At 72.1% G+C, this 20,782-nt stretch carries 14 protein-coding genes; 4 read left to right on the top strand and 10 right to left on the bottom strand.

Going from position 1 to position 20,782, the window contains the following annotated elements:
• Positions 1-42: 42 nt before the first annotated feature.
• Together ACQ5BE_RS05840 and ACQ5BE_RS05835 are read left to right on the top strand one after the other, a co-directional pair.
• Positions 43-531, top strand: a complete 489-nt coding sequence (locus tag ACQ5BE_RS05840) for a hemerythrin domain-containing protein (RefSeq protein WP_430296027.1) — start codon at positions 43-45, stop codon at positions 529-531.
• A gap of 137 nt (positions 532-668) precedes the next feature.
• On the top strand, positions 669-1,961 hold the full coding sequence (locus ACQ5BE_RS05835) for a benzoate/H(+) symporter BenE family transporter (RefSeq protein ID WP_430296026.1): 1,293 nt from the start codon (positions 669-671) through the stop codon (positions 1,959-1,961).
• Here ACQ5BE_RS05835 and ACQ5BE_RS05830 read toward each other — a convergent pair.
• Genes ACQ5BE_RS05830 through ACQ5BE_RS05820 form a run of 3 tightly spaced genes read right to left on the bottom strand, consistent with a single transcriptional unit; the run spans position 1,927 to position 7,251 of the window.
• On the bottom strand, positions 1,927-3,549 hold the full coding sequence (locus ACQ5BE_RS05830) for an FAD-dependent oxidoreductase (RefSeq protein WP_430296025.1): 1,623 nt from the start codon (positions 3,547-3,549) through the stop codon (positions 1,927-1,929). The two genes, ACQ5BE_RS05835 and ACQ5BE_RS05830, sit on opposite strands and share 35 nt — an antisense overlap.
• Before the next feature lie 2 nt (positions 3,550-3,551).
• On the bottom strand, positions 3,552-5,819 hold the full coding sequence (locus ACQ5BE_RS05825; protein WP_430296024.1) for a molybdopterin oxidoreductase family protein: 2,268 nt from the start codon (positions 5,817-5,819) through the stop codon (positions 3,552-3,554).
• Positions 5,820-5,823: 4 nt separating this feature from the next.
• Entirely contained in the window at positions 5,824-7,251 is a 1,428-nt protein-coding gene (locus ACQ5BE_RS05820; RefSeq protein ID WP_430296023.1) for an MFS transporter, read from the bottom strand.
• Between the two features lie 273 nt (positions 7,252-7,524).
• Here ACQ5BE_RS05820 and ACQ5BE_RS05815 point away from each other — a divergent pair, with 273 nt between their 5' ends.
• The gene (locus tag ACQ5BE_RS05815) at positions 7,525-8,931 is read left to right on the top strand and encodes an MFS transporter (protein ID WP_430296021.1); all 1,407 of its coding nucleotides are present in this window, start codon (positions 7,525-7,527) and stop codon (positions 8,929-8,931) included.
• A gap of 318 nt (positions 8,932-9,249) precedes the next feature.
• Here the strand turns inward: ACQ5BE_RS05815 and ACQ5BE_RS05810 are convergent, their stop codons facing one another.
• The 3 genes from ACQ5BE_RS05810 to ACQ5BE_RS05800 all read right to left on the bottom strand — a co-directional run bounded on the left by ACQ5BE_RS05810 (position 9,250) and on the right by ACQ5BE_RS05800 (position 12,836).
• Positions 9,250-11,043, bottom strand: coding sequence for an acetyl/propionyl/methylcrotonyl-CoA carboxylase subunit alpha (locus ACQ5BE_RS05810; RefSeq protein WP_430296020.1), 1,794 nt, complete (start codon positions 11,041-11,043; stop codon positions 9,250-9,252).
• 137 nt (positions 11,044-11,180) lie between these two features.
• A complete protein-coding gene (locus tag ACQ5BE_RS05805; protein WP_430296019.1) occupies positions 11,181-11,870 on the bottom strand; it encodes a Maf family protein in 690 nt (229 codons plus the stop codon).
• A gap of 156 nt (positions 11,871-12,026) precedes the next feature.
• Complete coding sequence (locus ACQ5BE_RS05800; RefSeq protein WP_430296018.1) at positions 12,027-12,836, bottom strand: alpha/beta fold hydrolase; 810 nt, start codon at positions 12,834-12,836, stop codon at positions 12,027-12,029.
• A 121-nt stretch (positions 12,837-12,957) separates the two neighbouring features.
• Here ACQ5BE_RS05800 and ACQ5BE_RS05795 point away from each other — a divergent pair, with 121 nt between their 5' ends.
• On the top strand, positions 12,958-13,542 hold the full coding sequence (locus ACQ5BE_RS05795) for a TetR/AcrR family transcriptional regulator (RefSeq protein ID WP_430296017.1): 585 nt from the start codon (positions 12,958-12,960) through the stop codon (positions 13,540-13,542).
• A 339-nt stretch (positions 13,543-13,881) separates the two neighbouring features.
• Here ACQ5BE_RS05795 and ACQ5BE_RS05790 read toward each other — a convergent pair whose 3' ends face one another.
• From ACQ5BE_RS05790 to ACQ5BE_RS05775, 4 genes are all read right to left on the bottom strand, one after another.
• A complete protein-coding gene (locus ACQ5BE_RS05790) occupies positions 13,882-14,856 on the bottom strand; it encodes a LuxR C-terminal-related transcriptional regulator (protein ID WP_430296016.1) in 975 nt (324 codons plus the stop codon).
• Positions 14,857-15,685: 829 nt separating this feature from the next.
• Positions 15,686-18,304, bottom strand: a complete 2,619-nt coding sequence (locus ACQ5BE_RS05785) for an MMPL family transporter (protein ID WP_430296014.1) — start codon at positions 18,302-18,304, stop codon at positions 15,686-15,688.
• A gap of 48 nt (positions 18,305-18,352) precedes the next feature.
• Positions 18,353-18,970 (bottom strand): TetR/AcrR family transcriptional regulator, encoded by a 618-nt coding sequence (locus tag ACQ5BE_RS05780; protein WP_208712091.1) that lies wholly within the window; start codon positions 18,968-18,970, stop codon positions 18,353-18,355.
• A 261-nt stretch (positions 18,971-19,231) separates the two neighbouring features.
• Positions 19,232-20,650 (bottom strand): dicarboxylate/amino acid:cation symporter, encoded by a 1,419-nt coding sequence (locus ACQ5BE_RS05775; RefSeq protein WP_430296013.1) that lies wholly within the window; start codon positions 20,648-20,650, stop codon positions 19,232-19,234.
• Positions 20,651-20,782 lie beyond the last annotated feature (132 nt).

Below are 20,782 nucleotides of genomic sequence, written 5' to 3'. Positions count from 1 at the left end.
CGCCCCTTGAGCCGCCGGTGGCCCGGGTTCGATGATGGGCCCATGGCACACGGGCACGCAGACCACGAACTCCATTCCGACGACGAGGCGCTGGCCGCCATCGAGCACCACCACGCGCACATGCTCGAGCGGGTGACGGCCCTGGCCGAGGCGATCGTCGCCGCCGTGGGGGCCGGCGACATCGGCACCGCGCACGACGAGAAGGCCAACCTGGTCGAATGGTGCGAGAACGACCTGATCCCGCACGCCGTCGCCGAGGAGGGGCCGCTCTACGGCGGCGCCGGCCGGACGGACAAGGGGCACCTGCTCGTCGAGGGGATGCTCCAGGACCATCAGGCGATCATCGGGCTCGTCGAGGAGCTCAGGGCGGCCGAGGGCGCCCGGGCTGCCGCGGTCGGGTTCGCCATCGCCCGCGCGTTCCAGCTCCACCTGCGCAAGGAGAACGGGCTCCTCTTCCCGTACATCGCCGAGCACCCCGACCTCTCGCTCGCCGAGTCGGTCCGGGGGCTCGAGGAGATCGTCGGGTCCTGACGCGCCGCTGCTGAGGAGGTGCCTCCCGACCTGTCGGCTCCCCACGAGCGGGTTCCTGCCCGATTGAGACGCCGGACGAATCAGCTCATATCCGCGCTTTCCGCTACCGTGGCCCCCGTCACAGCGAAGGAGCGGCGATGAGCAGCACGGCACAGCAGAGGGCACAGCGGACCGGTGCGGCAGGGCAGGAGCATTCGGCGGAGGCCAGGAACCGGCCCGCCGAGCGCCTCGGCATCCTGCGGGCCACGTCCTTCTCGGCCATCGCGGCGGGGTTCATCGCCGTCGCCGTCTCCTACGCGGGCCCCATGGTCGTGGTCCTGCAGGCCGCCCAGGCCGCACACCTGAGCGCCGAGCTCACGACGTCTTGGGTCAGCGTGATCGCGATCGCCAGCGGCATCACGTGCGTGGTCCTGAGCCTCATGACGCGCCAGCCGGTCGTCGTGGCTTGGTCGGTCCCGGGGGCCGCCCTGCTGCTGACCGCGCTCGGCCAATACTCGTACAGCGACGCCCTCGGCGCCTACCTCGTCGCGGCCGGGCTCGCCGTCGTGCTCGGGGTGACGGGGATCTTCGGCAGGATCATGGACGCCGTCCCCAAGCCGGTCGTCGCGGCGGTCCTGGCCGGAGTCCTGCTGCCGTTCGTGCTCAAGGCGAGCGCCGCCGTCGTGCAGGCGCCCGTGGTGGGCGGGGGCCTGGTCCTGGCGTTCCTCCTCGGGCGCCGGTTCGCCCCGCGGTACGCGGTCCTCGTGGCGCTCGCGGCCGGGGTGGCGCTCGCCGCCGCGACCGGCGACCTGGCAGCGCCCACCCTCGCGTGGGAGTTCGCGGGCCCCGTCTGGACCACGCCGACCTTCGGCCTGCCCGCGATTATGGGCATCTCGGTGCCCCTGCTGGTCGTGACGATGGCCGGGCAGAACGCCCCCGGGCTCGCCATGATGCGCCAGCTCGGCTACACCGCCGGCGACCGCCTCATGGTGGGCGGGGCGTCCGTCGCCTGGCTCGTCTCGGTGCCCTTCGGCGGGCACGGGATCAACCTGGCCGCCATCACCGCCGGCATCTGCGCCGGCCGCGACGCCCACCACGACCCGGCCCGCCGCTACGTCGCCGGGATCTCGTGCGGCGCCTTCTACATCCTCTTCGGCCTCTTCAGCACACCGGCGGTCGCGCTCGTCGCCGCCGTCCCGGCCACGCTGCTGACCGTGCTGGCCGGCGTCGCGCTGCTCGCGGCGACCCAGGGCGCGATCGTCGACTCGGTGAGGCACGACGCCGCCTCGCCGCACGCCGTCGAGGCCGCCGTCATCACCCTGGCCGTGACCGCGTCCGGGGTGAATGCCTTCGGGGTCGTGTCGGCATTCTGGGGGCTGCTGGCCGGCGCGGCGGCCTATGCGCTTCTCGGCCTGCTCAGGCCGCCACGGCCGCGAAGTGCCGCTCGATGAGGTCCCGCACCCCGTCGCGGCAGCCGCCGCAGCCCGTCCCGGCGCGCGTGGCCTTCGAGACCTCCTCGACGGTCGAGCACCCGCCCGCGATGGCGGTGGCCACTTCGCCCTGCGTCACGCCGGCGCAGCGGCACAGCGTCGCGTCGGGGCCGGCCGCCGCGCCTGCGGGGGACAGCGCGGCCTCGGGCCCGTCCAGGCGCAGGATCACCGAGCGGTCCGCCGGCAGCTCGGCGCCCGACTCGAACAGGAGCGTCAGCTCGGCGGCCGCGCGTGGCATGCCCAGCGCGACGAAGCCGGCCAGGACACCGCCCCGCGTGGCCATCTTGACGTAGCCCCCGTGCTCGGGGTCCGCCCACAGGGAGACCTGCAGGGGAGAACGGCCGTGCGCCGGGCAGTCGCCGCCGTCGAGGGCGAACACGTCCCACGGGTCGGCCATGACGTCCCCGGCGACGGCGAGGTTGATGCCGCGGGCCTTGAGCAGGATCACGCCCGGCTTCTCCGCCGCGAGCGGGGCCGGCTCGGCTTCGCCGAGGAGTTCGTGGCTGAAGCGCGCCGCGAGCCAGTCTGCCTGCCGCCAGCCCGGGGCGATGAGGCCGCTCGGGGCACCGGTGCGCCCGTCCGCTGTGCACTCGGCGCACAGCGGGTCGGCGCAGCGCACCTGGGCGCAGTCGCCGATCGCGAAGACGTGCTCCGTGTGGTGGGCGCGCAGCCCATGGTCCACGAGGATGCCCGCTTCGACGGCGAGGCCCCCTCCCTCGGCAATCTCACGCCGCGGCCGGGCCCCGCACGCGAGCAGGAGCAGGTCGCCGTCGACCGCGGAGCCGTCCTCGAGCAGGAGCGCGCGGAAGGCGCCGTCGTGCCCGGTCTCGATGCCCGTGGAGCGCGCGTTCCCCGCGATCCGCACGCCCTGGCGGCGCAGCGCGGCAGCGAGCGTCGCGCCCCCGGCGCGGTCGATGGACCGCCCCAGCGGCCGGTCGCCGTGGTGGACCACCGTGACGGTCGCGCCCTCCTCGCTCGCCGCGAGCGCGGCCTCCAGACCGAGGACGCCCCCGCCGAGCACGACGACGCGGCGCCGCCCGGCCACTGCCTCGGCCAGCCGGGCGGCGTCGGCCAGGTCGCGCAGGGCGGTGACCCCCGGCGGCAGGACGGGGTGGAGAGGGTCCGGGTTGATGCCGGTCAAGTTGGGCACGACGGCGCGGGCACCCGTCGCGAGGACGACGCGGTCATAGGGCAGCGCCGTGCCGTCGGCGAGGACCACGCGGCGTCGTGCGCGGTCGAGGCGCGCGGCCCGCGTCCCGGTGAGCACGCGCACGCCGTCCGCGGCGAGCTCATCCGGGTCGGCGAGGCTCATCGCGGCCAGGCTCGTCCGGCCGACCCCGAGGTCTGCAACGAGGACCCGGTTGTACGCGGCCTGCTGCTCCTCGCCCACCACGGTGAGCTCGACGGCGCCGGCCGCCGCGGCCGGGCGGAGCTCGTCGACGAAGCGCGCCGCGACCGGGCCGAAGCCCACGACGACGATCCGCGGCCGGGCTTCTCCTGGAGTGGTCCTGCTCTCGGGCTGCTGGGGCTGCTGGGCCGGGGCAGTCATGGTCACTGCTCCTCTCGGTGGGAGGGGACGGCGGAGGCGAGGAGGGGCGGACCCGCGACGGCTGGCTCGACGACCGCGGCTTCGACGACGACACGCGTCGTCTTGAACTCGGGCATCCCGGAGATGGGGTCGGTGCGCTGCTCGGTCACCCGGTTCGCCGCCGCGAGGCCCGGGAAGTGGAACGGGAGGAAGACGGTGTCCGGGCGGATGTCCGCCGTGAGCTCGGCACGCGCCAGCACCGCCGGTTCGGGCCTCGCGCTCGGCGCGGGAAGGCCGTCTCGGGCGGCCACGAGGACGGCGCGCTCGCGGCGGACGCGCACCCACGCGCCGTCGGCAATCCCGAGCCGGGCGGCGGCCGCCGGGTGCAGGGAGAGCCGCACTTCAGGCTGGGCGGCGGTGAGCGCCGCGACGCGGCGGGTCTGTGCCCCGGACTGGTAGTGCTCGAGGAGGCGCCCCGTCGCGAGCGTGAAGGCGCCCGCGGTCGGGTCCGCCGCGAGGGGAGCGGGGGTCCGGACGGCGACCAGGCGGGCGCGCCCGTCCGGGTGGGCGAAGCGCTCGGCGAAGAGCCGCGGCGTCCCGGCGTGCGGCGGGGCACCCGGGGCGGCGTCGGGGCAGGGCCAGTGCAGGGCCTCGCCGGCGTCGAGGCGCGCGTAGGTGATGCCGGAGTAGTCGGCGAGCCCTCCCGCAGAGGCCAGGCGGAGTTCTTCGAAGACCGTCTCGGGGTCGTCGGGAAAGCTCGACGGCGCGTCCAGCAGCGCCGCAAGCCGGTTCATGATCCACAGCTCGCTGCGTGCGCTGGCGGGCGGGTCCACGGCGCGCCGGCGCCGCAGCACGCGGCCCTCGAGGTTGGTCATGGTGCCCTCTTCCTCGGCCCACTGCAGCACGGGGAGGACGAGGTCCGCCTCGCGGGCGGTCTCCGAGAGGAAGAAGTCGCACACCACGAGGAAGTCCAGCGCCCGCAGCCCTTCCCGCACCGCGGTGACATCGGGCGCCGACACCACCACGTTGGCCCCGTGCACGAACAGGCAGCGCACCCCGCCCGGCTTCTCCGGGGACGCGGGCCTGCCCAGGGAGGCCAGAAGCTCGACGGCGGGCACCCCCGGCCCGGGAATGGCCGCTTCGGGCACGCCCCAGACCCGGGCCATGTGGGCGCGGGCGGCCGGGTCGGTGATCTTGCGGTAGCCGGGGAGCTGGTCCGACTTCTGGCCGTGCTCTCGCCCGCCCTGGCCGTTGCCCTGCCCGGTGAGGGTGCCGTAGCCGCCGCGCGCCGAGCCGGGGAGGCCCAGGAGCAGCGCGAGGTTGATCGCGGCGGTCACAGTGTCGGTGCCGTCGGCGTGCTGCTCGATCCCACGGCCGGTGAGGATGTAGCACGAGCCCGTGCGGGCAGACTGGGCGAGCCGTCCCGCCGTCTCCCGCAGGAGCGTGGCCGGCACCCCAGTGGCGGCCTGGACACGCTCGGGCCACCAGGGGGCAACGGAGCGGGCCACCGATTCGAGGCCTTCGGTGCGCTGGGCGAGGTACGAGCGGTCCAGCAGCCCGTCGTTGAGGACGACGTGCGCCAGGCCCAGCAGGAGGATGAGGTCCGTGTGCGGGGCGGGCGCGAGGTGCGTGCCGGCGCCATCGGCCGTGAGCGCGGCCGTCGCGGAGCGGCGGGGGTCGACGACGATGAGGCCGCCCGCGGCGCGGGCGCCGGCGAGGTGCTGCACGAAGGGCGGCATGGTCTCGGCGACGTTCGAGCCGAGGAGCAGGATCGTGTCCGCTGCGCCGAGGTCCTCTACCGGGAACGGGAGGCCCCGGTCGATCCCGAAGGCCCGGTTGCCGGCCGCCGCCGCAGACGACATGCAGAACCGGCCGTTGTAGTCGATGCGCGACGTGCCCAGCGCGAGCCGGGCGAACTTGCCCAGCAGGTACGCCTTCTCGTTCGTCAGCCCCCCGCCGCCGAAGACTCCCACCGCGTCCCGGCCGTGGGCGGCCTGGGTCTTCCGCACCTCTGCTGCCGCGCGCTCGAGGGCGACGTCCCACGAGACCGGGCGGAGCTCGCCGTCGTCCCCGCGCAGGAGCGGCTCCGTGAGGCGCTCCGGGTGGGCGAGGAGGTCGGCGGCGGTCCAGCCCTTGCGGCAGAGCCCGCCGCGGTTGGTGGGAAAGTCGCGGCCGGCGACCTCGAGCGCGGTGCCACTCGTCCCGGAGGCGGTGGGGCTGAGCGACATCGCGCACTGGAGCGCGCAGTAGGGGCAGTGGGTGGCGGTGGGCGCCTCGGTGCGTGGAGTCATGGAGTCAGGCCTTGGAGGTGGCGACCAGGCTGCCCTTGCGGAGGTAGCAGAACGCCGTCACGGCGAGCATGAGGACGTACGCGGCCACGAAGCCGAAGAACGCGGGCACGTAGGAGCCGGTCGCGGAGCTAGACGCCCCCAGCACCTGCGGGATGAAGAAGCCGCCGTAGGCGCCGATCGCGGAGATGAGGCCCAGGGCCGCGGCGGCGAGCTTCGCGGTCTGCGCCGGGGCGGCGCCGGAGCGGGCGGCCCGGCTGGAGGTGCTGAAGATGACGGGGATCATGCGATAGGTCGCGCCGTTGCCGAAGCCGCTGGCCGTGAAGAGGGCCAGGAACAGGACGAGGAAGAGCCAGAAGTTCTTCAGCGGCAGGGTGGCGATGACCAGGAGCGTGACGACCGCCATGGCCGCGAACGCGGCGACGGCCATGCGGGCGCCGCCGAACCGGTCGGCGAGCCGGCCGCCGTAGGGGCGGGCGAGGGAGCCGACGAGCGGGCCGAGGAACGCGAGGGAGAGCGCGGCGGCGCCGACGGCGAAGGACGAGTACGCGGGGAAGAAGTCCTTGATGAGCTTCGGGAAGACCCCGGAGAAGCCGATGAAGGAGCCGAACGTGCCGATGTAGAGGAAGGCCATGATCCACAGGTGCGGCTCCTTGAGCGCTGCGACCGAGCCGGCCAGGTCGCCCTTGGCGCTGGCGAGGTTGTCCATGTTGCGGTACGCGCCGACGGCGGCGACGAGGATCAGCGGGACCCAGAGGAGCCCGGCGACGCCGAGCCCCGCCCCGGAGACCACCGACGCCGTGAGGCTCACCGCGATCGGAACGACGAGCTGGGCGACGGCGGCGCCCAGGTTGCCGCCGGCGGCGTTGAGTCCGAGGGCCCAGCCCTTCTCGCGGGCGGGGTAGAAGAAGGTGATGTTGGCCATCGAGCTGGCGAAGTTGCCGCCGCCGAACCCGGCGAGGGCCGCCACGGCGAGCAGCACCGGGAACGGGGTGGCGGGGTTGGAGACGCACACCGCCAGCCCGATCGAGGGGATCAGCAAAAGCATCGCCGAGACGATCGTCCAGTTGCGGCCGCCGAACTTCGGGACCATGAACGTGTAGGGGATGCGCAGGGTCGCGCCCACGAGGCTCGGCATCGACAGGAGCCAGAACGTCTCGGATGTGCTCAGCTGGAAGCCCGCGCCCGGGAGCTGCACGACGACGATCGACCACAGCTGCCAGACCACGAAGCCGAGGAACTCCGCGAAGATGGACCAGCGGAGGTTCCGGCCGGCGATCGCCTTGCCCTCGGACTCCCACTGCTGGGTGTCCTCCGGGTTCCAGTGCTCGATCCAGCGGCCCTTGCGCGTGTCGAGGCGGAGGCCCTCCCCGGTGGGGCGCGGCGACGTGCGGGTGGTCGACGATGCCGGCGGGGTCTGGGGTTCAGTGCTCACGGTTCCTCCTGGAGGGGGACGGGATCTGGGATTGGTTCCACGCTAGAAATCCCGCGTTTCGCCCGTGGGCGTCAGCTGTAAACACGCTGTGACATCTGGCTCTCGCCAGTGCAGGCGAGGCCGTGAGCGGCGGGGGAGGGGCCGCCGTCGTGCGCCGTTCGTCTCACATAGTGAACTCAATGTCCGATCTTCGGAACGCCCGGGCGTAGGATGCCCTGTACTCAAATCCCGGACCGGCTGTCAATCCTCGGTCCAGCATGTGAAAGCGAAACCATGTCCACCTCTTCAGCGGTGACGGAGCCCTCAGCCGGCAAGGCGGCGAATACGAGGGGCCGAGTCATCTTCTCGAGCCTCATCGGCACGACGATCGAGTTCTTCGACTTCTACGCCTACGCCACGGCCTCGGTCCTCGTGTTCCCGAAGCTCTTCTTCCCGAACTCCTCCGACATCAACGCGATCCTGTCCTCGTTCGCGATCTTCGGGGTCGCCTTCGTGGCGCGCCCGGTCGGCTCGGTCCTGTTCGGCCACTTCGGCGACAAGCTCGGCCGCAAGGGCACCCTCGTGGCATCCCTGCTCACCATGGGCCTCGCGACATTCTTCATCGGCCTCCTCCCGCCGGCCACGACGTCCGGCTGGATCGTGCTCGCGCCGCTGCTCCTCGTGCTGCTCCGGTTCGCCCAGGGCCTCGCGCTCGGCGGGGAATGGTCCGGCGCGGCGCTTCTCGCGACCGAGAACGCGCCGGCGAACAAGCGCGCCGTGTGGGGGACCTTCCCGCAGCTCGGCGCCCCGATCGGCTTCATCCTCGCCAACGTGCTGTTCGTGGTCCTGGACCTGTTCCTCGACGACAGGCAGTTCATGGACTTCGGCTGGCGCATCCCGTTCCTCGCGAGCATCATCATGGTCGCCATCGGCCTGTACGTGCGCCTCAAGCTTGTCGAGAGCGTCTCGTTCCAGAAGGTCGTCAAGGAGGAGAAGGTCGCGAAGGTCCCGATCGCCGCGACGTTCAAGCACCACTGGCGCGCCGTCATCGCGGGCACGTTCATCATGCTCGCGACCTACGTGCTCTTCTACCTGACCACGAGCTTCACCCTCACGTACGGCACCGCGACGGACAAGGTCGAGGTCGCCAGGGCCGCCGCCGAGAAGGCCGGCAAGCCCTTCGACCCCTCCACGTTCGTGCCCGGCCTCGGGATCGACCGCAGCGAGTTCCTGTGGATGCTGATCCTCGGCGTCGTGTTCTTCGGGGTCTTCACGGTGCTCTCCGGCCCGCTCGCGGAGAAGTACGGCCGTCGCAAGTTCCTCATCTGGGTCACCGTCGGCATCCTGCTGTTCGGCCTCACCTGGGGCCTGATGTTCGGCCCGGGCAAGGGCGCGGCCATGGTGGGCCTCATCGTCGGCTTCACGCTCATGGGCCTCACGTTCGGACCGATGGCCGCGATCCTGCCCGAGCTGTTCCCGGCGAACGTGCGCTACACGGGGTCTGCGGTCGCCTACAACCTCTCGTCCGTCCTGGGCGCGGCCCCGGCGTCGTTCGTCGCGATCGCGCTGTGGCAGTTCGGCAAGGGCAACACCGTCTGGGTGGGCGTCTACCTCGCCATCTCGGCTGTCCTGACCCTCGTCGCCCTCTGGCTGACCAAGGAGACCAAGGACAAGGACTTCGAGGAGAACGTCTCGGCCTAGGGACGTGACCCGCAGCCCGCGTCCGCGCGTTTCGGGTACGCGACATCCCGCTCGGCCACGCTGGCGCCTCGCCGCTCGTGGCGGTGCGGGGTGGTCCGAGACGGCTTGTTGCGGGTGAGATCGCCAGAAGGCATCTCACCTGCAGCAGGGCGTCTCCCCGGGGTCCGGACGGCGTCTCATGTGCGTGGAGGCGCCTCGCCTCGCCTCCCTCAACGTCAAAGAGGTGGCTCCTCGACGGGATTCCCGTCGAGGAGCCACCTCTTTCGCATTGCCGGGAAGGCGGATCCGCGGCGACGGCGGATCCGTCCGTCTGGCTGGTCAGTCCTCGATGGTGGCGATGAGCGCGCCGGCGGACACTGTCTGGCCCGCCTGGGCCGTGAGCCCCCGCACCGTGCCCGCCCGGTGCGCGGTGAGCGGCTGCTCCATCTTCATGGCCTCGAGCACGACGACGAGATCGCCCTCGGCGACCACGTCGCCGTCGGCCACGGCGACCTTCACGATCGTGCCCTGCATCGGGGCGGTCAGGGCGTCGCCGCCGGCCGCTGCGGCGGACGAGCCGGCGCCGCGCGCGCCGCGGACCTTCTTCTTGGCCTTGGCAGGCTTGCCCGCGCCGAGCGAGAGGCCCGCCGGGATCGTCACCTCGAGCCGCTTGCCGCCCACCTCGACGACGACGCTCTGCCGCTCGCCGGCGTCGTCCGCCTCGGCGCCCGCGCCCGCAGCCGCCGGGTACGGCGGAATGGTGTTGTCGAACTCGGTCTCGATCCAGCGCGTATGGATGCTGAACGGGCCCTCCGCGGGTGCGAACGCCGGGTCGCGCACGACGGCGGCGTGGAACGGCACCACGGTGGGCATGCCGGTGATGACGAGCTCGTCGAGGGCACGGCGCGCGCGCTGGAGCGCCTGGGTGCGGCTCGAGCCGGACACGATGAGCTTGGCGAGCATCGAGTCGAAGTTGCCGGAGATGACGTCCCCTGCCATGACCCCCGAGTCGACGCGCACGCCGGGACCGGTCGGATAGGTGAGCGTCTCGACAGTGCCGGGCGCGGGCATGAAGCCGCGGCCGGCGTCCTCGCCGTTGATGCGGAACTCGAAGGAGTGGCCGCGGATCTCCGGGTCGTCGTAGCCGAGCTCCTCGCCGCGTGCGAGGCGGAACTGCTCGCGCACGAGGTCGATCCCCGTGACCTCCTCGGACACGCAGTGCTCCACCTGGAGGCGCGTGTTGACCTCGAGGAAGCTGATCGTGCCGTCCTGCCCCACGAGGAACTCGCACGTGCCCGCCCCGAGGTACGCGGCCTCCTTCAGGATGGCCTTGGACGCCTCGTACAGGCGCTTGGTCTGCTCCTCGGAGAGGAACGGCGCCGGCGCCTCCTCGACGAGCTTCTGGTTGCGGCGCTGGAGCGAGCAGTCGCGCGTCGAGACGACGACGACGTTGCCCGCCGCGTCCGCCAGGCACTGGGTCTCGACGTGGCGCGGCGCGTCGAGGAAGCGCTCGATGAAGCACTCCCCGCGGCCGAACGCCGCGGTGGCCTCGCGCACGGCCGACTCGAACAGCTCGGGGATCTCGTCCATGGTCCGGGCGACCTTGATCCCGCGGCCGCCGCCGCCGTACGCGGCCTTGATCGCCACGGGCAGGCCGTACTCCTGGGCGAACGCGAGGACCTCGTCCGCCGAGGCGACGGGGTCCGCGGTGCCGGGCACGAGCGGCGCGCCGACCTTCTCGGCGATGTGCCGCGCCCGGACCTTGTCGCCGAGCGCCGCGATGGCCTCCGGCGAGGGCCCGATCCAGGTCAGTCCCGCGTCGATGACCTTCTGCGCGAACTCAGCGTTCTCGGAGAGGAAGCCGTAGCCGGGATGGATCGCATCGGCGCCGGAGGCGCGGGCGGCATCCAGGATCTTGTCCATGACGAGGTACGACTCGGCGGCGCTTGTGCCGCCCAGGGCGAAGGCCTCGTCCGCGAGCCGGACGTGGAGCGCGTCGCGGTCCGGCTCGGCGTAGACGGCTACCGAGCCGATGCCCTCGTCGCGGGCTGCGCGGATGACTCGGACGGCGATCTCGCCTCGGTTGGCGATGAGCACCTTCGTGAGGGGCCTGCTGGCGGCAATGGGGGACAAGGCTACTCCGTTCTGTACTGCCGGAAGCCTAGCGCTCCTTTGGTGGATTCGCCCATATCAGTGCGTCATTCGGCGGCTCGGCCGAGGATCCTTTGTAGGTCTCCTACAAATAGCCCGTCGCGCGGGAGGGGCAGGCCTCAGCGCACGACGGCGGCGGCCCACCAGTCCGTGAGCCTCACCCCGGCTTCGCCCAGGAGGGCGCGCAGGGCCGAGACGGACAGGCCCACGACGGCGTGGGGGTCGCCGTCGACGCGGGCCAGGAAGGCGCCCCCGAGCCCGTCGATGGTGAACGACCCCGCGCAGTGGAGCGGCTCGCCCGTTGCCACGTAGGCGTCGATCTCGTCCGGGCCCATCTCGGTGAACTCGACCCCCGCGGAGGCGAGCGCTCCGCGCCCGGGCGAGGGGGCGGCGTCGTGCGTGCCGTCGGCGGGGGAGCCGTGCAAGCCTCGGCAGTCCACGAGCCAGTGGCCCGTGTGGAGGATGCCGGCGCGGCCGCTCATCGCGGCGAGGCGCTCGCGGGCCACCTCGGGGGTGTACGGCTTGCCGAGGGCCTGGCCGTCGAGCTCGAAGACGGAGTCGCAGCCCAGCACGAGAGCGCCCGCGGCGGCGGGGAGGGCTGCGACGGCCTCGGCCTTCGCCCGGGCCAGGAGCAGAGCGGTCTCGGCGGGCGTGGCGTCGGGATGGCCGCCCGCGACCGCCTCCTCGTCCACGTCCGAGACGAGGATCCGATGGGGGACGCCCGCCTCCTCGAGCAGCTTGGTCCGGGCGGGGGACTTCGACGCGAGGATGAGGGTGGGCGGGGTGAGCGGCGCGGCGTGGAGGGTCACGGCGCCAGCCTAGTCCCGGTGCGCAGGACCTGTACGACGGTTCCCTGGACGGTGCGGATGTTGCCAAGAGCGGACTGCGAGCCATCTCCCCGCTACCAGCTGCCCCAGGAAAGCGCTCCCCGAGCTCTGTACGCACTGCGCGAGGCCGGTGCACTGTCATGGATGCAGGGCCCAGTGGTCGGCAATGAGTTCGGCGGATCGGTCTGGCGCTTCGAGGGGGACAAGGTAGGCCGCATGACGGACGACGGCGGCCGAACCACGGCGGAGCAACCGCGCGGCGGCGGTCGCCTTGCCGGGCGTCCACTCGGGATGGTCCTCGCCTGTCACGAGCAGCACCGGGGCGCCGATGCGCGGAAGGGCGTCTGTGAGATTGGGGCGGCGGATCGCGACGCAGCGGACGGCCCGGGCGAACGCGCGCGGCTCGTTCCGCTCGAGGCACGCCACGACATAATTTACGGCCTCCGGGTCTGTTTGGCGGGTGTGGGCGGACAGGAGCGCCGCAACGATGGCTTGCCCGAGCCATCCAGACATGCCGAAGACGGCGCGAGAGGGGGCGATGATCGCCTCTTGGAGCCTGAACGCGAGTGACGGCGCCTCGACTGGCGTGCCGAAAGTAATGAGCGAGCGGCAACGGTCGGGATGGGTGGCCGCGAAGATGATACCGACGTGACCGCCGAGGGCGTTGCCGACCCAGTCGGCCGGACCCTTGATGCCTAGGGCGTCGAGGACCTCGAGGGATGCCTCTGCGATGTCGGTGAGGGTGTAGGGGACGCCCGGGTCGCCGCTCTGCCCGTGGCCGGGGGCCGTGATGAGCACGAGCCTCCGTTGCGCAGCGAGGCGCTCCAGAACACGGCTCCACGAGCCGGAGTCGACGAAGAGGCTGTGCATGAGGACGGCCGGCGGCCCATCGCCGAAGGTCTCGACCACGAGCGGGCCGACCGACGTCTGGATTCTGGGCTGGGCCATTGCCACCACTCCCTCAGAGACAGGTTGACACTGTCAACTCAACTTCTGAGTATGATGGTCCTCGCCGAGGTTGACAGTGTCAACCCTTGGGATCGGCTGCCCATGCGGAAGGAGCGCCAAAATGTCAGACGGCGGACCCACGTTGCGCGACAAGCTCGTCGCTGTGGCCCTTGAGGAGCTCTCGCGCATTCCCGCCGAGCGACTGAGCATACGCGATGTGGCACGCAAGGCCGGGGTCAGCCATCAGGCCCCATACGTCCACTTCGGTGGTAAGAGGACGTTCCTTGCAGCCGTGGCGGGCGCCGGGCTCGACGCCGCCGCCACCGAGGCGAGGAGTGCCGTCGAAGCCGCGGGTCAGGACCCGGGAACGCGGCTGCACGCCCTGGCCAGCGCTTACCGGGCCTTCACGCTCGAGCAGCCCCACGTTCACGATCTCGCGTACGGGCCCCTTGTCGCCAAGGCTGACCACCCTGACCTGCAACGAGCCGCGGCCCACTACTGGCACCTCGTGGAACGGGTGGTCGGGAGCTGCCAGCCGCCGGGAGTCGAGCGTGGCGAAGTGCTTAACCGGTGCGCGGAGGTATGGGGGCTCATCTACGGGCTCGGCCGCTTGGGATCGCTGCGCCAGATCCCGGGCCTCGTCCCCGCGCCCCTCGACGTGCTGATGCACGAGGGCATCGAGACCATGCGCCGCGGCTGGGGATGATGTGTGCCCGTGCCGGACGAACCTGACGTACCAGACGAGCATGAACGCCATAGTGACGACGTAGAACCCGTGCAGCGCCCAGATCGGCCCGGCCGGCAGGCTCAGGACATAGAGGGTGTGGATCCCGTTGGCCACGTTGGCCAGGACGAGATTCGCCAGGCTGTACGAGGCGAGGTTCCGCGTCCGGGCGGCCTTGACCAGCATCGGCGCGTTGCTGGCCGCGAAGAGCGCCGTGGAGACTGTTCCGGCGAGGACCGCTGCTTCCATGCCTCGACGGTACGCGGGGCGCCCCGCCCCCGAATCGGCACCGCGGCCCATTGTGGGCGCCAGGGGCACTGGCTATTTCTGCCCAGGTGCCACGAGGCCCGTGCGGAACGCCTGGGCTGCCGCGGCGGTCCGGGATGGCACCCCGAGCTTGGCGAGGATGCTCCCCACGTGGTGGGCGACCGTGCGTTCGCTGAGGAACAGCTGCGACGCGATGGACTGGTTGGACAGGCCCGCGCAGACGAGCTGGAGGACGTCGAGCTCGCGCGCGCTCAGGGGCGCGTCCGACGGCGGCGGGGCGGGCGGCGTCGTCGGGGCGCCCGAGGGACGGGTAGCCCCGCCGTCGGCCGGAAGCCCGTCCAGGGCAGGCCGCGCGCCGAGCTCCGCGAGGATGTCCCTCGCGAGCGCCAGCCCGAGGCGGGCCGGAGCCGAGTCCGAGAGGGCAAGGCAGGCACGGGCCTTGAGGACGAGGCATCGGGCGGCCTCGTACGGCACGCCGAGCTCGGACCACAGCGACCAGGCCCGGTCGGCGGCGTCGAGTGCCTCGACGTAGCGACCCTGGCTGGCGTGGACCCTGGCCGCGGCAGCGGCCTCGAGCGCCCGGGTCCACGGCGTCCCGTGCTGCTCGGCCAGCCGCGAGAGCTCCTCCCAGGCCGCCGTGGCCGCGTCCTCGTCGCCGGCGGCCAGCTCGACCTCGACGGTCGCCGCCAGCAGCTGGCGCCGGTACGCGCCGTCGTCCCTCAGGGTCGAGCGGCGCAGCAGCGACTGGGCCTCGGCGGGGCGCCCCTGGTCCAGCCGGAGCAGGGCCAGGCCGGGCAGGGGGTCCCAGCCGCAGCGGAGGGCTTCGGAGTACGCGCGGTCGGCATCGTCGTACCGTCCGCGCAGCCGGAGGACCTCCGCCTCTTCGTAGAACGAGCTGAACCCTGCGCTGAAGTCGCCCGCGCGGAACTTCTCCTGCGCCTCGTGGGCGGCGCGGACCGCGTCGTCCCACGCCCCGTGGAGGCGGAAGAGCTCGGCCCGGTGGGCGTCGCACTTCCCGCTGAACTCCACGAGGGGTTCCCTCCGCCATCCGCCACGCATCCAGCGCCGCCGTCCATTCGCGGGCGCGGGGCAGGTCGAAGGCCAGATGGCAGCACTCGATCGCGTGGCAGTAGACGAGCCCCGCGGCGATCGGACCGGTGGCCCCTGACCCGATGATCGCGATGGCCTCGTCGAGGAGTCCGAGGGCCTCGTCGAACCCGCCCGAGCGGACGAGCGAGAAGGCGAGGCCCACCTCGGCGATCGAGACGACCTCGGGGTTCCCGAGCGGCCGCGCGATCTTCAGCGCGCGGCGGAAGAGCTCCTCGGCCTGCGCCTGGTCGCCCCTGAACTCGAGGGCGAACGCGCCCGGCGTGAGGGCGAGGGCGTGCTCGGGGGTCGGTCCCGGAAGCTCGTCGAGGAGCCGCTGGGACCGTGCGGCCCAGCCCCTGCACTGCGCGGGCTGGGCGCGGATCAGGAGGTAGAACGCCAGCCAGATCCCCACCCGTGCCGCAGCCCGGGCGTCGCCGGCGCGCTCGTACTCGTCGTGGGTCCTGGCCAGGGCGGCAATCGTCTCGGCAGTGCGGCCCAGCATCCAGTAGCTCGTGGCCAGCCGCTCGACGTCCGGCGCCTCCAGGGGAGCCCGGCTGTCCGTGGCCACGAGCTCCTGCACGGCCACGTCCCAGTGCCGTCCGGCGAAGGCCTCACGGGCGGCGTCCACGGAACCGGCCATCGCGGCACCTCCTCGGTCAACCGCTCCAAGCGCCGAGGGCGGGCATCCCGCACACGGAAGGTGCGCCGGGGTGCCCGCCCTGCTGCCGTCAGGATAGACCTGCGGCAAGGATGTCTCAACGGCCCGCGCTCACCGGCCTACGGGCTCGGGTTCCCCGGCCGCGCTGGGGCGGGCGGCCGACGTCGTGCGCTCCAGCTTGGCGCCCTCGATGTCGAGGTCCGGCAGGAGCCGGTCGAGCCAGCGGGGGAGCCACCACGCGCCCCTGCCCAGCAGGCGCATCACCGCGGGCACGAGGGTCATGCGGACCACGAAGGCGTCCAGCAGCACGCCGAGGGCGAGTCCGAAGCCGAGCGGCCGGACCATCGTCAGGTGGCTGAAGATGAAGCCCGCGAAGACGCTGACCATGATGATCGCGGCCGCCGTGATGACCCGGGCGGCGTGGTGGAAGCCGGTCCGGACCGCCAGATGCGCCTCCTGCCCGTGCGCGTAGGACTCGCGCATGCCGGAGGTGATGAACACCTGGTAGTCCATCGCGAGGCCGAACAGGATGCCGATGAGCAGGATCGGCAGGAAGCTCAGGATCGCCCCCGGATGGGTGACGTCGAAGACGGGCCCGAGCCAGCCCCACTGGTACACGGCGACGATCGACCCGAACGCCGCCCCGAGCGTGAGGAGGAAGCCTCCGGTGGCCAGGAGCGGGACGAGGAGCGAGCGGAACACGAGCAGGAGCAGGATGAAGGAGAGGCCGACGACGATCGTCAGGTAGGGCGGGAGAGCGTCGGCGAGCTTCGCCGAGATGTCCACGTTCGCCGCCGTCTGGCCCGTGAGGCCGATGGTCACGCCGGTCTGGGACTGGATGTCCGCGCCCGTCGCGCGCAGGTCGTGCACCACCTGGACGGTGCTCGTGCTCGCGGGACCGTCGGTCGGGATGACCTGGAAGACGGCGGTGCGCCGGTCCTCGCTCAGGGTCGCCGGCACGGCGGCGACGACGCCGTCCACGGAGCGGAGCTGGTCGGCCACGTCGTACTGCTTGGCCTTCGCCGCGTTCGCGTCCAGACCCGCGGGGAGCTCGCCGACCACGATGATCGGGCCGGTCATGCCCGCGCCGAAGTATTTCCCGGTAGCGTCGTACGCCTTGTACGCGGTCGACTCGACAGGCTCCGACCCGCCGTCGGGCAGCGCCAGGCGCAGGGACGCGGCCGGGACCGCGAGCACGCCGAGCAGTGCCACGGACGCGACGAGGGACAGCCAGGGGTGCCGGGTGACCCAGGCGCCCCATCCGCGGTTGGACGCGGCGAGATCCTCGCGCTCTTCCTCCTGTTCGTGCCCGGCGCGCGCGTTCTCCTCATCGGCCCGGGCCCAGCGGCGCCTGGAGATGATGCGACGCCCCGCGAAGCCGAGCACCGCCGGCAGCAGTGTGATGGCCACGAGGACCGCGACCGCGACGGTGGCAGCGGCAGACAGGCCCATGACAGCCAGGAACGGAAGGCCCGGGACCACGAGAGCGGCCAGGGCGATGACCACCGTGAGTCCCGCGAACACGACGGCGTTGCCCGAGGTGCCGGTCGCGAGGGCCACCGACTGCCGGGGGTCCATGCCGCGCAGGAGCTGGTTCCGGTGGCGGTTGACGATGAACAGTGAGTAGTCGATCCCCACCGCGAGGCCGAGCATGAGGCCCAGCATCGGGGTCACAGAGCTCATCTGGACGACGCCGGTCAGGGCGAACGTGCCGCCCACGCCGACCGCGACGCCGGCCAGCGCCATCAGGAGCGGCAGGCCCGCGGCAATCAGGGTGCCGAGCATGACGACCAGGACGACGGCAGCGACGGCGACGCCGATCGCCTCGGACGCGCCGAAGATCGAGGAGATGTCCTGCGTGAGCTCCTTGCTCGCGTGCGCCTCGACCCCGGGGACCTCGCCCGCGATGCGCTGGATGTCACTGCGCAGGGACGGGGGGAGGCCGTCGGTGGCACCCGTGAACTGGATCGAGGCGATCGCGGCCTTGCCGTCGCTCGAGACGAAGCGGAGGTCCTTGGCCGCGTCGGCCTGGCGGGCCGCGAGGGCGAGATCGGCCTTGCCCTGGGCAATCTTCGCGGCGCCGTCGTCGGCCTGCTTGCGGCCGGCGTCGTACTGGGCCTGCCCGGCATCCAGCTGGGCGCGCCCGCCGTCGAGCTGGGCCTGGGCCGAGGCCGTGGCCTGCGCGATCGCGGCGTCCGGCAGCCCTTGCGCGGCGAGTGCCTTCTTCTGGGCGTCGAGCTGGGCCTGACCGGCGTCGAGCTGGGCGCGGTTCGCGTCGAGCTGGGCCTTCGCGGCGGTCAGCTGCGGCTCGCCGGCGGCGAGCTTGGCCTCGTTCGCCGCGATCTCCTGGTTGCCGGCCGCGATCTGGGCGGCGGCGCCGTCGAGCTGTGCCTGCGTGGCGAAGGGGTCGGTGACGTTGCGGACGCCGTCGAGGCCCTTGATCTCGTTCAGCTTCGCGCTGAGTGCCTGCTTCTGCGCGTCGGTGAACGCGCCGCTGGGCGACTCGAACACGATCGACGCGCTGCCGCCGGACGCTGAGGGCAGGTCTGCCTTGAGCTTGTCCGCCATGCGCTGGGTCTCGGTGCCCGGGATCTGGAAGTTGTTGGTCATCTGGCCGTGGAACGCGGCCGCGGAGCCGCCGACGGCGGCGACAATCACGAGCCAGACGGCGAGGACGAGCCAGCGGCGGTCATAGGCGAACCTGCCGAGGCGGTAGAGGAGGGTAGCCATGGGGAGCCTTCTGCGGGGGGGTGGGCGGGGCGGGACGGGCGTGCTGCCTCAGGGCGCGGCGAAGCCGGCTTGGAGGTGCGTGATGGAGTCGGTGAGGAGCTCGCGGAGCCGGGCGAGGGACGACGGCGTGAGCTCGCCGCCCCGCTCGGCCATCCACACCTCGAGGGAGGTCTTGCCGCAGGCGATGACGCACCCGGCGAGGGCGCGCACGTACAGCTCCGGCAGGCCGGAGCCGCCGGTGCGCTCGCGGATGGCGGCTGCGATCTTCTCGCCGCACTCGTCGAAGGCCTGGAGCTGGAAGCGCGTGACGGGGTCGTGGCCGCTCGCAACGATGAAGGACTGGGCCATCGGCGCGATGAGCTCGTTGTCGGCGAGGCCGGTCAGCACATGGAGGGCTGACTCGAGGAGGGGCTCGCCGGCCGGCCGGTCGCTCAGCTTGCCGAGTGCGGCGTCGAGGAACCCGAATGTGGGGGCCGCGAGGGCCTCCTCGAGGCTGCCGAAGTAGTTGAAGAAGGTCCGGCGGGAGACGCCGGCCGCCTCGGCGAGCTCTTCGATGGTGAACCCCCCGATGCCCCGCGACGAGGCGAGGTCGAGGCCGGCGGCGATGATCGATTCCCGGGTCGCGGCCTTGTTCAGTTCGCGGCGGGAAGAGGCTTCGGCAGTCACATGATTACACTACGTGCAAGTTTGCACTGGGAGCAAGTTTGCACTCCGCGCAGTGCAGAGGTCGACGGGTCATGTCCCCGCACGGAGGGGTCGCATGTCTCGCCCGCATGCAAAGACGCCCTGCCGCAAAGGAGATCGCCTGAGGACGTCTCATTCGCGACAGGGCGTCTCGTGCCGAGTCATGGGCCAGTCAAGGCAGGGACATGACCCCTCAACGCGGGGCCGAGCCCCCACCGCGGAGAGCCGAGCGTTTGGCGGGCGTCAGCGCGAGGCGGCCAGCTCGCCGTCGTGCGCCTCGGCGGAGGAGGCCTCAGGCGCGGCCTCCGTGGACGACTCGTCGTTGAACGGGTCCCCGTGGCGCGGCGCGTTGTAGAGCGCCTCGTCGAGGATGCCCTGGCGCTTGGCCACGATGGTCGGGACGAGGGCCTGTCCCGCGACGTTCACGGCGGTGCGCCCCATGTCCAGGATCGGATCGATGGCGAGGAGCAGCCCGACGCCGGCGAGCGGCAGGCCCAGGGTCGAGAGCGTCAGCGTGAGCATGACGACGGCGCCCGTGGTGCCCGCGGTCGCGGCGGAGCCGAGGACCGAGACCAGCACGATCAGCAGGTACTGGCTGAAGTCCAGGTTGATCCCGAAGAACTGCGCCACGAAGATCGCGGCGACGGCCGGGTAGATGGCGGCGCAGCCGTCCATCTTGGTGGTTGCGCCGAGCGGCACGGCGAAGGACGCGTACCCCGAGGGGACGCCGAGGTTGCGCTCCGTGACGCGCTGCGTGAGCGGAAGCGTGCCGATCGAGGAGCGCGAGACGAACGCGAGCTGCACGGCCGGCCACACGCCGGAGAAGTACTGCTTGACCGAGAGGCCGTGGGACCTCACGAGCACCGGGTACAGGACGAACAGGACGAGGACGAGGCCCACGTAGATGGCGCCGGTGAACTTGCCGAGGGCGCCGATGGTGTCCCAGCCGTAGACGGCCACGGCGTTGCCGATGAGGCCCACGGTGCCGAGCGGCGCGATGCGGATGATCCACCACAGGACCTTCTGGATGACGGCCAGGGCGGACGCGTTGAGGTTCAGGAACGGCTCGGCCTTCGCGCCGACCTTGAGGGCGGCGACGCCGACGGCGATCGCGATCACGAGGATCTGAAGGACGTTGAAGCTCACGCTCGTGGTGACGGCGCCTCCGTCGGCCACCGTGGAGCTGGCGCCGAGGCCGAGGAAGTTCTTCGGGAACAGGCCGGTGAGGAAGGCCCACCAGTCGCCGGTCTTGCCGGTGTACTTGGCCTCCTGGGTGATGCCTGTGCCGGCGCCGGGCTGGAAGACGACTCCGAGCCCGATCCCGATCAGCACGGACACGAACGCCGTGATGGCGAACCACAGGAGCGTGTTCCACGCGAGTCGGGCCGCGTTGGAGACCTGGCGGAGGTTCGCGATCGAGCTCACGACCGCGGTGAAGATGAGGGGGACGACGGCGGTCTGCAGCAGCGAGACGTAGCTGGACCCGATCGTCTTGAGGGTGTCGCCGAGGGCGTTCGGAGTCTTCGCCGTGTGCCCGGTGTACTTGGCCAGGAGGCCGAGGGCGACGCCGACGACGAGCGCCGCGATGATCTGCGGGCCGAAGGCTGTGGCCCACTTCGGGAGCCGGCGCGCGCCGGTCTGGGTGCTGGTGGAGGTGCTCACCGGAACACGGTAGGGGGAGCATTATTAGCAGACGAAGCTTGCGTTGCGAAATGTGACATCGAGTGTGACGCCCACTCTTGCGGATGCGCCGCGGAATCCAGCGGATTTCCGGGCATTTGTTACGCCATTCCC

Source organism: Sinomonas sp. B1-1 (assembly GCF_050474465.1).
In the GTDB taxonomy this organism is placed as follows: Bacteria; Actinomycetota; Actinomycetes; order Actinomycetales; family Micrococcaceae; genus Sinomonas; species Sinomonas flava.
The sequence above is the reverse complement of the archived record's forward strand: the minus strand, read 5'-3'. Positions and strand labels throughout refer to the sequence as shown.

Coding starts and splice junctions, on each gene's coding strand:
- ACQ5BE_RS05840 (WP_430296027.1), top strand. CDS start 43: ATGGCACACGGGCACGCAGACCACGAACTCCATTCCGACGACGAGGCG.
- ACQ5BE_RS05835 (WP_430296026.1), top strand. CDS start 669: ATGAGCAGCACGGCACAGCAGAGGGCACAGCGGACCGGTGCGGCAGGG.
- ACQ5BE_RS05830 (WP_430296025.1), bottom strand. CDS start 3,549: ATGACTGCCCCGGCCCAGCAGCCCCAGCAGCCCGAGAGCAGGACCACT.
- ACQ5BE_RS05825 (WP_430296024.1), bottom strand. CDS start 5,819: ATGACTCCACGCACCGAGGCGCCCACCGCCACCCACTGCCCCTACTGC.
- ACQ5BE_RS05815 (WP_430296021.1), top strand. CDS start 7,525: ATGTCCACCTCTTCAGCGGTGACGGAGCCCTCAGCCGGCAAGGCGGCG.
- ACQ5BE_RS05800 (WP_430296018.1), bottom strand. CDS start 12,836: ATGGCCCAGCCCAGAATCCAGACGTCGGTCGGCCCGCTCGTGGTCGAG.
- ACQ5BE_RS05795 (WP_430296017.1), top strand. CDS start 12,958: ATGTCAGACGGCGGACCCACGTTGCGCGACAAGCTCGTCGCTGTGGCC.
- ACQ5BE_RS05785 (WP_430296014.1), bottom strand. CDS start 18,304: ATGGCTACCCTCCTCTACCGCCTCGGCAGGTTCGCCTATGACCGCCGC.